Origin of the sequence: Microbacterium sp. zg-Y625 (assembly GCF_030246925.1) — a bacterium.
GTDB classification, from domain to species: Bacteria; Actinomycetota; Actinomycetes; order Actinomycetales; family Microbacteriaceae; genus Microbacterium; species Microbacterium jiangjiandongii.
Map to the genome: position 1 here is coordinate 2944976 of NZ_CP126740.1, position 12751 is coordinate 2957726.

The window sequence follows — 12751 nt, forward strand, 5'->3', positions numbered from 1 at the left end:
TATTAATCTTTACTATATTTGCAGCGTTGGCTGATCGGAAGAGGCACTCATGGACTGGATGGAATGTGAGGCCGCGTTCGCGGACCTCCCGTCCGGCACCCGCTTCGTCGCCGGCAACGCGTCCGGTACGCCGCACACCCTGCTTGCGGCTCTCGCCGCGCATGCCCTTCGCGTGGGCGGTCTGACGTTGCGCTGCGGACTGCTGCTGGGCGACGTGAACCTCGAGACGGCCGTGCGCGCGGGCTGCCTGACCGTCCGCAGCTGGCACGTTCCCGCAACGATGCGTCGCCTTTACCGCGAAGGTCTCGTCGAATACACGCCGGTGCGTCTCCTCGACATCCCCGAGCGCGTGCTCGCGGTGTCCGACGTCGCGCTCGTGCGGGTGGGGCCGCCTGATGCCGACGGCTGGTGCTCGCTCGGCCCGTCGACCAGCTACGCGCGGCAGGCGACGGAGTCGGTGCCACTCGTGATCGCCGAGGTCACCGAGCACATGCCGCGCACTCACGGCGACAGCCTCGTCCACGTCTCCCGCATCGACCGGTTCGTGCGCTCTGCCACCCCGCTACCCACCCAGGCCCCCGACCGCCCAGACGCCACGGGCCGCGCCCTTGCGGCGCTCGTGGTGCCCCTGCTGCCGCCAGGGGCAACGGTGCAACTGGGCATAGGAAAAGTGCCCGACGCGATCGCCGCTGCCCTGGCGGAGGACGACGCCACCGACCCACCGGGCCTTCTCGGACTCGTGACCGATGCGATGCGCCCGCTGATCGACCGCATCGCCCGCGCCGGGGGCCGCGTGCGCGCCCTCGAGCTCATCGGCAGCGACGCGCTCCTGCGCTGGGCGCACGACAATCCGGTCCTCCAGATGGCCGATTCGCAGGAGCTGCACAACCCGCTGCACCTTGCGCGCGTACCGAACCTGATCTCGATCAACTCCGCCATCGCCGTCGACGTGCGCGGACAGGTCGTCGCCGAGTCGGTCGCGGGAGCGGTCATCGCCGGCGTGGGCGGCAGCGCCGACTTCGCCGAAGGCGCCCACCTGTCCCCGGGCGGCATGCGCATCATCGCGCTGAGCTCCACCACCCGGACGGGGGCATCGACGATCGTCGCCCACCACGGGCGCGAGGACGTCGTCACAGCCGCGCACCACAGCGTCGACGTCGTGGCCACCGAGCACGGCCTCGCCGACCTGCGAGGCGCCAGCGTGCGAGAACGCCGGGACGCCCTCATAGCCATCGCCACCCCCGAGCACCGCGAAGCGCTCCGCGCCTCGCCCTGACGCCGGCGTCGCGCCCTAACGCCGGCGTCGCTCGCTCCACCCCTCGAACGCACACGGAAGGACCCCCGCGCATGGCATCACGTCACGGCGAGCAGCACACAACGTCCAGCGGCCCGCTGGCCGGAGTGACGATCGTCGACACCACGTCGATGCTGATGGGACCGTACTGCACCGCGATCCTGCGTGAGATGGGCGCGCGCATCATCAAGATCGAGCCACTCGAGGGCGACATCGCGCGTGGAATCGACGATCGGGAGCAGAACCTCCTCGGGCCGGTGTACCTCAATCTCAATCGCGGAAAAGAATCGATCGCGCTGGATCTGCGCGACGCCGACGACCGCGCCCTCTTCGACCGCTTCGTGGCGGCCGCCGACGTCGTCACGCACAATCGGCCACCTGGGTCGGATGCGCGCCTCGGGCTCGACTACGACACCCTCGCCGCCGTCAACCCGCGCATCATCGTGTGCGGCATGTTCGGCTTCGGCGCCGACGGCCCGTACGGTCCGCTCCCCGCGTACGACGACGTCATCCAGTCGGCGTCGGGCCTCGCAGCCCATCAGACCGGCACCGGCGAGCCGCAGTACATCCGCACACCCCTCACAGACAAGATCACGGGGATGCTGGCAGCGGGCGCGATCTCGGCCGCCCTCTACGAGCGCGAGCAGTCGGGGACCGGGCAGCTCATCGAAGTGCCGATGTACGAGACCATGGTGCGGTTCCTCCTCGTGGAGCAGCAGGGCGCTCAGATCTTCGATCCGCCGCGCGGGCCGGCCGGGTATGCGCGCACGAATTCGCCCCACCGGCACCCGTACCGCACCGCGGACGGCCTGATCGGCATCCTGGCCAGCACGGATGCGCATTGGGCCTCACTGTTCCGTGTGCTCGGCTCCGAAGCGCTCGCGCAGGACAAGCGCTTCGCCGACATCACCCAGCGCACGGCGAACATCGACGAGCTTTACGCCTGGCTGGCCGCGCAGGTTGCCCAGCACCCGACCCAGGAACTTCTGGAGGCGCTGCACCGCCGACGCGTTCCGGCCATGCGTGTCAACACGATCGAGGGCCTGTTCGACGATCCGCACCTGCGGGACACGGACTTCTTCGACACTGTCGAGCACCCCGTCCTCGGCCGGCTGCGACAGGCACGCGCGCCCTTCCGCTTCGGCCGCAGCGGCGCTCCGGAACTCTTCCCCGCGCCCGTCCTCGGTGCGCACGCCGACAGCCTGCGCACCGAGTTCGACGGATGAGCGTCGCGCCGCGCGGGCTCAGAGACTCTTGAACGCCTGCACGGCCAGAAGGGACGACGAGTCCACGACCTCGTCACCGTGACGATCCAGCACGATCTGCTGCGTGGCGCGCAGGTGCTTCTCCGCGAGCCGGCGTGCGCCTTCGGCATCGCCCTCGTCGATGAGCTTCGTCAGGACCTCGTGCGTGCGCAGCGACTCGCGCTGCTGATCCTCACCGGGATATTGCGCCGCGGCCTTCACCGTCTGCGCCCACGTCTGCTCCTGGATGGACCACACCGCGGACAGGGTGCGCACGAGAAGGCGCAGGCTCTGGTTCTGCAGTCCGCCGACGATGATTTCGTGAAAGACGCGGGCCCTGGCGGAGAACTGGTCCCCGATGCCGATGAGCGATTCGTTCTCAGCCAGATTCTGACGGAGAGCCGGGATGATCTCGGCGTGGCGATCCGCTCGCGCCGCGCACTCTGCCACGCACAGGGGCTCCAGGGCCACCAGGGACTCGGCCAGGTCGGACAGTCGCACCCCTTGCCCCTGCATGGACAGAGCGACGGCAAAGGCTGCGGAGGACCAGTCCGGCTTGTGGACGAATGCGCCACCGAACTTTCCGCGGCGGACGGTGATGAGACCCTCAGCCTCGAGGATTCGCAACGCCTCGCGCACCGACGGCCCGCTGACCCCGTACTGCTTCACGAGGTCGTCCTGGCGGGGCAGTGGAACATCGGTCTGATCACTCTGCAGGATGCGCTGGCGCAGGTCGGCGGCGATCGCCTCGGCGATGCGCGGCGTCATCCCGGCCCGAAGGCCGGATGCTCTGTGATTCTCGTCGGCCAAGACACGATCCTTCGAATGGTCTGCGGGCTGGGAACGAATCAACTATAAGCTTAAAAGTCTTACGGTGTCCGACGCGCGGTCCGGCCGAGCTGCGGGTATCCTACGCGCTCGAGCATCTCCAGGAGAACGCCCGTCGTGCGATGCGCATCCTCGGGGAGCCGACGCGCGGCCTGACTTGCGCGGGACAACCACGACACATCGACCTCGTCGGTGAACCCCATCGCTCCGTGGAGCTGATGCGCCCCCCGCAGCACGCAACCGGCGGCTCGCTGGAGCGCGACGCGCAGACCCAGCGCCTCGATGAGTGCCTCGTCCGCATCCGCGCCGCACGCGAGGACCCACAGAGTGTATTTGGCCAACTCCGCGGAGGCGACCGCCTCCAGGGACATGTCCGCCAGCTGGAATGCCACCGACTGAAAGTGCGCCAGCGGACGACCGAACTGCTCCCGCTCCCGGGTGTAGCGGGCGGTGTCCTCGACAGCGCTCTCGAGCAGCCCGAGCAACCACCACGACTCCAGCGAGATGAGCAGGGCGGCGGCACGACGACCGTCCCCCTCCTCGGGGGCGGCATCGGCCTCCACGCCGAAGGGCGCGAGCTGGGTGCCCAGCACCAAGCCCGAGCCACGAGGCTGCAGGCGATGGCGGGCGCCTTCGAGATCAATGCCGTTCCACGAGAGCGCGAGGTCGAGGTGCGGCACGACGCGGTTCCCGCGGCGAGAGACGAGGGCCGTGGCATCCGCACCCGATCGCCCCAACCGCTCCACGACCGGGTACGGCAACGCGAAGCGGCCCGCCACGCGGCACACCTCGGCCGCCACCTCCAGCTCCGTCGCACCCTCGGCCGGGTCGATGTCCCAGATCCCGAGTTCGCCGAGCATTTCGCCGATCCTGTCGCGCCGCCCGGGGTCGCCGACAGCCCCGCGCAGCAGGTCGACGCCCCCCTCACGCTCGACGCGGTCGCGCACCATCGCCCCGACTTCTTGCGCCTCCCCGGAGAGCGTGACGTTCACGGGCGCACCAGCTGCCGCGCAGCAGCGTTCTTGTTGATCTCAAGGGTGCCGGACGCGACGGTCGATGCCTGGGCGTAGCGCCAGTGATCCTCCACCTCCCGGGCGAATGCGGCGTCGGGGTCGCTCGTGCCGAGCCCCGCGTTCTCGACGATCTCCATGAGCACCTCGGCAACCTCCTGGTCCAGGGATGTGACGGCGACGCGGTAAAGCGCGGTGTCGCCGATCGGCGGCGCATCGGCCTGCGCAGTGAGCAGCAGGCGGTAGGCGAGCAGCCGCACCTGACGGGTGCGCACCATCACGGCCGCCCAACGCTCCCGCAGGGACGCGGGGAGCTTCTCCCACGCAGCGCCCAGCGCGTCGGGAGCCGCGCGCAGCAGGCTCTCGCAGCGCGCGTACCGGGCGATGCCGATCCGCTCGAAACTCAGCACGTCCATGACGACACCCCACCCGCCGTCCACGTCTCCGAGCACCGCGTCCTCCGGCACCCAGGCCTCGTCGAAGTAGACCTCGTTGAGGTGGTGGGGGCCCAGCATCGCGCTGATCGGGCGCACCTCGACGCCGGGCTGGTCCATGTCCAGCAGGAACACCGTGATGCCCTGTTTCCGATCGGCCGCGTTCCCCGTGCGCGCGAGGAGGAAACACCACTGGGCCATGCTCGCGTAAGAGGTCCAGACCTTCTGCCCCGAGATGCGCCAACCACCTTCGACGCGGGTGGCGCGGGTCCGCAGCGCGGGAAGGTCGGAACCGGCACCGGGCTCGCTGAACCCCTGGCACCAGATGACCTCCCCGGAGGCGATGCGGGGCAGGTGCTCAGCGCGCTGCTGCGCCGTGCCGTGCCGCATGATCACCGGACCCACCCAGTTCAGCCCCATGTATTGCGCACCCCGCGGCTCGTGCGCCGCCCACATCTCCTCACGCATCGCCGTCTGCGACAGCACGTCGGCGGAGCGCCCCCCGTGCTCGGTCGGCCATGCCAGAGTCAGCAGGCGGCGTGCACCGAGCTCACGACTGAAGCGCTCCGTGACGGCCAGATCTGCGGGGTCGCGCGTGAACGCGCCCAGGAACCCGGCCGGTATGTGCTGCGAGACGAGGTCCTGCAACTCGGCGCGCAGCGCGGTGACGTTGCTCGGTTCACCGTAGTCGAGCGTCATTGCCCCTCCTCGGCGGCCCCCAGGCGGCTTGACCCCCGGTCCATAGTAATCTTATTAAGCATTATTTATTAAAGGCCGCGGTCGCGCAAGACATCATCGCCGCGCTGATCGAACCGATGACGTGCGTCACCCTTCGCGGGTCGCCCGTCACGCAGAACCCTGCGCTCCCGCGCGACAGCAGGGGCCGTGCGGTCGTCCTGCCCCGCACGGTAAAGCCCGAGCGCGTTGGCGACAGAGGCGGCAGGGGCCGCGGCAATGGCTGCGGCAAGGCCGAGGACCCGGTCCATGAGCCGAAGGTGCCGGACGACCTCGTTGACCAACCCCCAGGACAGAGCCGTGCGCGCGTCGACGGACGCGCCCGTGAGTGTCATCTGCCGTGCGCGTGCCACACCGACGACGGCAAGCAGTTCCGCGCTCAACCCCCACCCCGGGGTTAGCCCGAGTACGGCGTGCGTATCGGCGAAGGCCGCCCGATCCGACGCGACGATGAACCCGCACGCCAGCGCGATCTCCAGCCCCCTGACACGCATGCGCCGTTCACGGCGGCGATCACGGGCGTGCGCATCGCGCGCAGGCACCTGGCCGGGTCCGTCGGGGGTGGGTCGTACGCGCCCTCGGCCAGCAGCTCCTTGACGTCGACTCCGCTGCTGAACGCCGGATCGGTCCCGGTGAGCACCACCACACGCACGTCCGGGTCGGCATCGAGGCGAGCAAGCAGGTCCACAAGCGCGATGCGCGTGCGGCCATTCAGCGCGTTGCGCGCTGCGGGCCGATCGAACGCGACGACCACGGTCGCGTCATGCCGATCCGCGCGGAGGTCGACGCCGGGAGGGATCACCCGCCCACCCGGCCGGCCTCTGCGGGTTCGTACCACGCGGTCCAGAACCCACGGTCGAGCGTCCTGCTCACGGCGAGCTCGGGAGCGCGCCCTTCCGATACGGCCCGACGCGAGCGGTCGAGGGCCGCCGCGAGGGCCGCGCGAGCTTGCTCGAGCCGCCCCTCGGCGACCTCGTAGATCGCAAGGTAGGGCAAGCCCCCGGGCGGCTGTTCGCCCGCTGCCGGCACGAACCGGAAACGCCGGGCGGCGACGAAGCCCTCGACCTGGAGCACCTCGGGGAGGTGCACGTCGGAGTACCACGCATTGAATTGGTCTTCGCTGCCCTCGACGGGCCGCGAGTGCACCACCAAGATCGATGTGGCCATGTCTTCTCTTCCGTCCGGCTGTAGAATAATCGTTTAAATGTTATAGATGTATCCGTCCGAGATCGACCCCCAGGAGACGCGATGACCCGTACGACAGACTTCCGCAGCGAGGTCGTGGACCTGCGCGTCGACGACCACATCGCCCTCGTCACACTGAACCGGCCGGCCAGCGCCAACGCCCTCGACGAGCACCTCATCCGAGACCTCGGCGATCTGTGGCGCACGGTCGCGGCTGACCGCAGCATCCGCTGCGTCGTCCTCACGGGCGCCGGTCGTCACTTCTGTGCAGGGGCGGACGTGAGCCTGCTCGCGTCGGATCGCACCGACGTCGGCAAGGACGCCGACGAGGAGTTGTCCTTCCTGCCCGGCGGCGTGGTCGACGTCCCGGTCATCGTCGCCGTCAACGGCACCTGCGCAGGCGGCGGGTTGCACTTCGTCGCGGACGCGGACATCGCGATCGCTTCAGACGGGGCCCGGTTCATCGACCCGCATGTGAGCGTGGGCCAGGTCAGCGGCATCGAACCGGTCGAACTCATGACGCTGATGCGGCGCGATCGGGCCGTGCGCATGGCCCTGCTGGGGCGACACGAAGTCGTAGACGCACTGACGGCCCGGGACAGCGGGTTGATCTCCGAGGTGCTTGCGGCCGACGATCTGCTCGCGCACGCCCTCGACCTCGCCAGAAAAGTGTGCAGCGGGTCGCCGGCAGCCGTCCGGCACACGCGGCGCGTCATCCGCGCCTATCTCGCCGACTCCGTCCGCGGTCACCGCGACCTGGGGTGGGAGCTGGTGCAGCGGCATTGGACGCACCCTGACTCGAAGGAGGGTCCGGCGGCCTTCCAGCAGAAGCGCGAACCGCACTGGGTGGACTGAGCCCGCAGGGCCGCCCGGACTGCGCGCCGTCAGAGGCGTTCGATGATGGTCGCGTTGGCCATCCCGCCGCCCTCGCACATGGTCTGCAGCCCGAAGCGACCGCCCGTCGCCTCCAGATGGTGGAGCATCGTCGTCAGCAGGCGCGTACCCGACGCCCCCAGCGGATGCCCCAGGGCGATCGCGCCGCCGCGGGGGTTGAGCCTCGACGGGTCGACGTCGAACTCGGCCGCCCAGGCAAGCGGGACCGACGCGAAAGCCTCGTTGACCTCGAATGCGTCGATGTCGCCGATGGCCAGGCCCGACCGCTCGAGGATGCGGTGCGTTGCAGGGATCGGGCCGGTGAGCATGTACAAGGGGTCGTCTCCCACCACCGCGAAGCTGTGGAACCGGGCACGCGGGCGCACACCCAGGCGCTGCGCGGCACTCTCGCTCATGATGAGCACTGCAGAAGCCCCGTCCGTGAGCGGCGAGGAGTTGCCCGGATGTATGGCCCATTCGAGGTCGGGGAAACGCCGCTCCATCTCCTCGGTGCGGAAGGACGGTTGCAGCGCCGCCAGGCCCTCGGCCGTCGTGGATGCCCGCACCGTCTCGTCGCGATCGAGGATGCGGTCGCCGTCGGGCCCAGCCACCATGATCGGCAGAATCTCCGCAGCGAAGGCCCCCGTCTCCGTCGCCGCCGCGGCGCGGCGGTGCGACTCGGCGGCGAACCGGTCCAGCACGTCACGGCTCAGGCCCCACTTCTTCGCTATCAGCTCGGCTGAGACGCCCTGGTTGACCAGCCCGTCGGGGAATCGGCTCGTGAGACGGCTTCCGGCCGGCGAGCCGCCCCGTGCCGCGGCTCCCAGGGGCACGCGGCTCATCGACTCGACGCCGGCAGCGATGACGATGTCGTATCCGCCGGCCATGATGCCCTGCGCTGCGAAGGTCGCCGCCTGCTGACTCGAGCCGCACTGGCGGTCGATCGTCGTGGCAGGGACGGTCACATCGAAGCCGGCCGACAGCACGGCGCCCCGGGCGATGTTCGTGCTCTGGTCGCCGACCTGACTCACGCAGCCCACGAGCACGTCGTCGACCTGGGCGGAGTCGAGGCCGTTGCGCTCCCGCAGTGTCACGAGCAGCTCGGCGAGCAGGTCGGCCGGGTGGATACCCGACAGCGCTCCTCCCGGCTTACCCCTTCCCGAGGGTGTGCGGATCGCGTCTACGAGGACGGCGTTCTCCATGTCAGACTCCCTGTTCGCTCGTCGGTGCTGCCCGGGCAAGAGCATCGCGGTTCAAGAACCCACGGAGGCGCTCCTGGGCGTGTACCGTGTCGGCCGCACGGCCGATCGTGCGCTGCTCCTCGACGAGCTGCACCGAGTACATCGTTTCGGCCGCCTCACGGATGAGCCGCTTGGTCTCCCCAAGCGCAGGCCCGGCGGTGCGCGCGAGACCACCGGCGCGCCTCGCGGCCACCTCCGTGAGGTCTTCGGACGCGACGATCTCGGACACGATCCCCCAGTCTCGTGCCTCTTCTGCCGCTAGCACGCGTCCCGTGGCGGCGAGCGCCAGCGCGCGATGCATCCCCACGCTGCGTGCCAGCAGCGACGAAACCCCGCTGTCCGGCGTCAGGCCGACGGCCGCATACGCCGTGAGGAAGCGCGCCCGCGGCGTCGCGATGAGGTAGTCCGCCGTGAGCGCGAGCCCGAACCCTCCGCCGGCGGCCGCGCCGTCGACCGCCGCCACCACGAATAGTGGCGATCGCGCCATGGACTCGAGGGCGGCGTGCATCGCGCCGGCCAGGCGTTCGAGGAAGCGCCCAGGATCGGACGCACGCGCCATGGCGGCGACGTCGCCACCGGCGCAGAACACCCCACCCGCGGCATCCAACACCATCACCGCGGCGCCGGATGCCTCGCCCGCCGCGACCGCATCCTGCAGGGCGAGCGCCATATCGATGTCAACGGCGTTGCCCGCCTCCGGACGGTTCAGCGTGACTCGGAAGATGTCTCCGTCGTGGAAGGAGCGCACGCGCCCCACGGCCCCCGACACGGTCAGCGCACCACCCGCACGGCTCGCGCTTCTGAGCGAACGCGGCCGGTCACTGGGGCTGCATCCGCAAAGCGCCGTCCATGCGGACGACTTCGCCGTTGAGATAGTCGTGATCGATGAGCATCAGCGCGAGCTGGGCGAACTCGTCGGGGCGAGCCAGTCGCTGCGGGAATGGGATGCCGGCGGCGAGCGATGCGCCCACCTCAGGGCCGAGGGAGGCGAGCATGGGCGTGTCGACGATGCCCGGCGCGATCGTGTTGACGCGGATACCGGAACGGGCAAGGTCTCGCGCGGCGGGAACCGTCATGCCGACCACCGCACCCTTCGAAGCCGAGTACGCGATCTGCCCGATCTGACCCTCGTACGCGGCGACCGAGGCCGTGTTGATGATTACGCCGCGTTGCCCGTGCTCGTCTGGCGCAGTGCGGGCGATCACCTCTGCCGCCAAACGCATGACGTTGAAGGTGCCGAGGGTGTTGATCTCCAGGGCGCGGCGGAACAGGTCCAGCTCATGCGCGCCCTTGGACGAGAGAATGCGGCGCGCTGGAGCGATTCCGGCGCAGTTCACCACGACGCGCAGGGGGCGTCCGGAGGGCACGGAGGCAAGCGCGTCAGCCACCTCTTGCTCACTTGTGACGTCCGCGGCGACGAGACGGACGCCCTCGCGCGGGCGCGCCTTCTCGATCTGCGACGGGAGATCCAGCCCCAGGACCTCCGCACCTCGCGTGACGAGCGCGTCGGCGGTGGCGGCTCCAAGGCCGGAGGCGGCTCCGGTGACGACGGCGGTGATCGCGTCGACCTTCATGCGTGTTCCTTTCCAAGGCCAGTGGCAGGCGGTGATGCGTCGTTCTTCCCGGCGATCAGGTCACGCCAGGGAGGGGGCCGCCGCAACGAGCCCGGCCAGACGGTGCCGGATGATCTCCTCCGCCTCGCGCACGATGCCGCCCACGACGTTGGCGACGGTGTCGATCTCGTGGATGAGCCCCTGGGTCTGTCCGGCCCACCACAGCCCATCCTCCATCTGCCCGTTGCCGAGGACCCGCTCGCGACCCCGAGCCCCGGAGGCTAAGGCCGCCACGTCGGCGAAACTTGAGCCGGGGCGCTTCTCGAGCTGCACGATCTGCTCGGAGATCGAGTTGCGCGCCACGCGCGCGGAGTTGTGGAACGCGCGGAAGACGAGGACGGTATCGCGCTCGGTGTTGGCGACGATCTGCCGCTTGACGTTGTCGTGGACGGGAGCTTCCGTCGTGGCGACGAAACGCGTTCCCATGTTCACGGCGCACGCCCCAAGCGCGAGCGCGGCCGCGAGGCCGCTGCCGGTCGCGATCCCGCCGCTGGCGATGACGGGGATATCGAGCGCCCGAACAGCTGCAGGAATGAGGACGAGGCCGGGAACGTCGTCTTCACCGGGGTGCCCCGCACACTCGAAACCGTCGATACTGACGGCCGCGACTCCGTTCTTGGCGGCGGACAGGGCATGACGCACGCTGGTGGCCTTGTGGATGACCTGCACCCCAGCGGCGTCGAAATCCGGCATGTGGGGCGCGGGGCTGGATCCGGCTGTCTCGACGATACGCACGCCGGATTCGATGATGGCGGCGCGGTACTCGTCGTACGGGACCGGGTTGATCGTGGGCAGAATCGTGAGGTTGACGCCGAATGGCTTGTCTGTGAGATCGCGGGTGCGGGCGATCTCGGCGGCGAGCGCCTCAGGCGTCGGCTGGGTCAGCGCCGTGAGGAACCCGAGGGCCCCGGCGTTCGCCACCGCCGAGATGAGTTCTGCCGTACCCAAGCCTGTCATCCCACCGCAGAGGATGGGGTGCTCGACGCCGAATGTGTCGGTGAACGGAGTTCGGATCATGCGCGGCTCTTTCGTTGAGGGGCGTTGGCCGTGGATGTGATCACTGTACTTATTTGTGTAAAGATTGCATAGTATTGGCTCATTAGCGCACCGAGAGGGGAAGCATGTCGGCTCGCCGCCTCAGCCTCGACGACACCGCGGATGCCCTCTTCGAACTGACCGACTCCATCGCCCGCCGCGAACTCGTGCCGCGGGCGGCCGCGGCCGAGCGCGACGGAAAGTTCCCCAGGGATGTCTTCCTCGCCCTGGGCCGCGCCGGGCTGCTGAGCCTGCCCTACCCGGAGGAATACGGGGGCGCCGCCCAGCCCGCCGAGACGTATCTGCAGGTGTTCGAGCAGATCGGCGCCGCGTGGGCGAGTATCGGCGTCGGGGTGAGCGTGCATGCCCTCGCGTGCTTCCCGATGGTGAACTACGGCACGGAGGCGCAGAAGCAGCGCTGGCTGCCCGACATGCTCTCCGGCGAGCGACTCGGTGCCTACTGCCTGAGCGAGCCCCACGCCGGCTCCGACCCGTCTGCCATGCGCACCAAGGCGGTGCGCGACGCCGACCACTACGTCATCCGCGGGGCGAAGGCCTGGACCACGCACGGTGGGCACGCCGACTTCTACACCGTGATGGCACGTACGTCCGAGAACGGCGGGAAGGGCATCTCCTGCTTCTTCGTCCCCGCAGACACCCCGGGACTGTCGGCAGCCTCCCCCGAACAGAAGATGGGTCTCACCGGATCGACGACGGCGACCATGAACTTCGATGACGTGCGCATACCCGCCGAGAACCGCATCGGCGAGGAGGGGCAAGGACTGGCGATCGCGTTCGCGGCACTGGATTCCGGCCGCTTGGGCATCGCGGCCGTGGCCACTGGGCTAGGACAGGCGGCGCTGGACCTCTCGGTCGAGTACGCCCGCACGCGGGAGACCTTCGGCAAGCCGATCATCGACCACGACGGGCTCGGGTTCTTGCTCGCCGACATGGATGCCGCCGTCTCCTCCGCTCGCGCGATGTATCTGGCCGCCGCGCGGCTGAAGGACCGGGGGCAGGCGTTCAGCCACGACGCGTCCATCGCGAAACTGGTCGCGACCGACAACGCCATGAAGGTCGCCGTCGACGCCGTGCAGGTGCTGGGCGGCGCTGGGTACACCCGCGACTTCCCCGCCGAGCGCTACATGCGGGAGGCGAAGGTCATGCAGATCTTCGAGGGCACGAATCAGATCCAGCGCCTGGTGATCGCGCGTCATCTGCGCCGGGCGTGAGTGCGCGGAATACGGATCTCACCTGCG

12 protein-coding genes and 1 pseudogene are annotated in these 12751 nt (G+C 69.5%); 4 read left to right on the forward strand and 9 right to left on the reverse strand.

The annotated features are described in order from the left end of the window. Positions 1–49 precede the first annotated feature (49 nt). Positions 50–1276, forward strand: a complete 1227-nt coding sequence (locus QNO14_RS13710) for an acetyl-CoA hydrolase/transferase family protein (protein WP_257506547.1) — start codon at positions 50–52, stop codon at positions 1274–1276. Positions 1277–1347: 71 nt separating this feature from the next. Beyond that, on the forward strand, positions 1348–2520 hold the full coding sequence (locus QNO14_RS13715; protein ID WP_257506546.1) for a CaiB/BaiF CoA transferase family protein: 1173 nt from the start codon (positions 1348–1350) through the stop codon (positions 2518–2520). A gap of 18 nt (positions 2521–2538) precedes the next feature. On the opposite strand, the gene QNO14_RS13720 is transcribed toward QNO14_RS13715, so the two are convergent. The 5 genes and pseudogenes from QNO14_RS13720 to QNO14_RS13740 all read right to left on the reverse strand — a co-directional run bounded on the left by QNO14_RS13720 (position 2539) and on the right by QNO14_RS13740 (position 6712). After that, a complete protein-coding gene (locus QNO14_RS13720) occupies positions 2539–3348 on the reverse strand; it encodes a FadR/GntR family transcriptional regulator (protein ID WP_257494333.1) in 810 nt (269 codons plus the stop codon). A 59-nt stretch (positions 3349–3407) separates the two neighbouring features. Next, on the reverse strand, positions 3408–4358 hold the full coding sequence (locus QNO14_RS13725; RefSeq protein WP_257506545.1) for an acyl-CoA dehydrogenase family protein: 951 nt from the start codon (positions 4356–4358) through the stop codon (positions 3408–3410). Then, a complete protein-coding gene (locus QNO14_RS13730) occupies positions 4355–5509 on the reverse strand; it encodes an acyl-CoA dehydrogenase family protein (protein WP_257494335.1) in 1155 nt (384 codons plus the stop codon). Before QNO14_RS13730 ends, QNO14_RS13725 begins: the two co-directional genes overlap by 4 nt. 68 nt (positions 5510–5577) lie before the next feature. Continuing rightward, a pseudogene (locus QNO14_RS15335) lies at positions 5578–6383 on the reverse strand (enoyl-CoA hydratase-related protein). Further along, positions 6344–6712, reverse strand: coding sequence for a DUF4286 family protein (locus QNO14_RS13740; RefSeq protein ID WP_257506543.1), 369 nt, complete (start codon positions 6710–6712; stop codon positions 6344–6346). The pseudogene QNO14_RS15335 and the gene QNO14_RS13740 overlap by 40 nt, the downstream one beginning before the upstream one ends. 81 nt (positions 6713–6793) lie before the next feature. Between QNO14_RS13740 and QNO14_RS13745 the strand changes: the two genes are divergently transcribed. Beyond that, positions 6794–7585: an enoyl-CoA hydratase/isomerase family protein gene (locus tag QNO14_RS13745; RefSeq protein WP_257494338.1), complete on the forward strand. Its 792-nt coding sequence runs from the start codon at positions 6794–6796 to the stop codon at positions 7583–7585. Positions 7586–7614: 29 nt separating this feature from the next. Here the strand turns inward: QNO14_RS13745 and QNO14_RS13750 are convergent, their stop codons facing one another. Genes QNO14_RS13750 through QNO14_RS13765 form a run of 4 tightly spaced genes read right to left on the reverse strand, consistent with a single transcriptional unit; the run spans position 7615 to position 11474 of the window. After that, on the reverse strand, positions 7615–8805 hold the full coding sequence (locus QNO14_RS13750; RefSeq protein WP_257506542.1) for a thiolase family protein: 1191 nt from the start codon (positions 8803–8805) through the stop codon (positions 7615–7617). A 1-nt stretch (position 8806) separates the two neighbouring features. Then, positions 8807–9613, reverse strand: a complete 807-nt coding sequence (locus QNO14_RS13755; RefSeq protein WP_257494340.1) for an enoyl-CoA hydratase/isomerase family protein — start codon at positions 9611–9613, stop codon at positions 8807–8809. Positions 9614–9662: 49 nt separating this feature from the next. Beyond that, positions 9663–10418 (reverse strand): SDR family NAD(P)-dependent oxidoreductase, encoded by a 756-nt coding sequence (locus QNO14_RS13760; RefSeq protein WP_257506541.1) that lies wholly within the window; start codon positions 10416–10418, stop codon positions 9663–9665. A gap of 60 nt (positions 10419–10478) precedes the next feature. Further along, a complete protein-coding gene (locus QNO14_RS13765) occupies positions 10479–11474 on the reverse strand; it encodes an NAD(P)H-dependent flavin oxidoreductase (protein ID WP_257506540.1) in 996 nt (331 codons plus the stop codon). A gap of 104 nt (positions 11475–11578) precedes the next feature. Here QNO14_RS13765 and QNO14_RS13770 point away from each other — a divergent pair, with 104 nt between their 5' ends. Next, entirely contained in the window at positions 11579–12724 is a 1146-nt protein-coding gene (locus tag QNO14_RS13770; RefSeq protein ID WP_257494343.1) for an acyl-CoA dehydrogenase family protein, read from the forward strand. Positions 12725–12751: the final 27 nt, after the last annotated feature.

Bases quoted from the DNA above. Each gene is read 5' to 3' on its own strand.
- QNO14_RS13730 (WP_257494335.1), bottom strand. From the start codon at position 5,509: ATGACGCTCGACTACGGTGAACCGAGCAACGTCACCGCGCTGCGCGCC.
- QNO14_RS13740 (WP_257506543.1), bottom strand. From the start codon at position 6,712: ATGGCCACATCGATCTTGGTGGTGCACTCGCGGCCCGTCGAGGGCAGC.
- QNO14_RS13715 (WP_257506546.1), top strand. From the start codon at position 1,348: ATGGCATCACGTCACGGCGAGCAGCACACAACGTCCAGCGGCCCGCTG.
- QNO14_RS13710 (WP_257506547.1), top strand. From the start codon at position 50: ATGGACTGGATGGAATGTGAGGCCGCGTTCGCGGACCTCCCGTCCGGC.
- QNO14_RS13745 (WP_257494338.1), top strand. From the start codon at position 6,794: ATGACCCGTACGACAGACTTCCGCAGCGAGGTCGTGGACCTGCGCGTC.
- QNO14_RS13750 (WP_257506542.1), bottom strand. From the start codon at position 8,805: ATGGAGAACGCCGTCCTCGTAGACGCGATCCGCACACCCTCGGGAAGG.
- QNO14_RS13770 (WP_257494343.1), top strand. From the start codon at position 11,579: ATGTCGGCTCGCCGCCTCAGCCTCGACGACACCGCGGATGCCCTCTTC.
- QNO14_RS13760 (WP_257506541.1), bottom strand. From the start codon at position 10,418: ATGAAGGTCGACGCGATCACCGCCGTCGTCACCGGAGCCGCCTCCGGC.
- QNO14_RS13765 (WP_257506540.1), bottom strand. From the start codon at position 11,474: ATGATCCGAACTCCGTTCACCGACACATTCGGCGTCGAGCACCCCATC.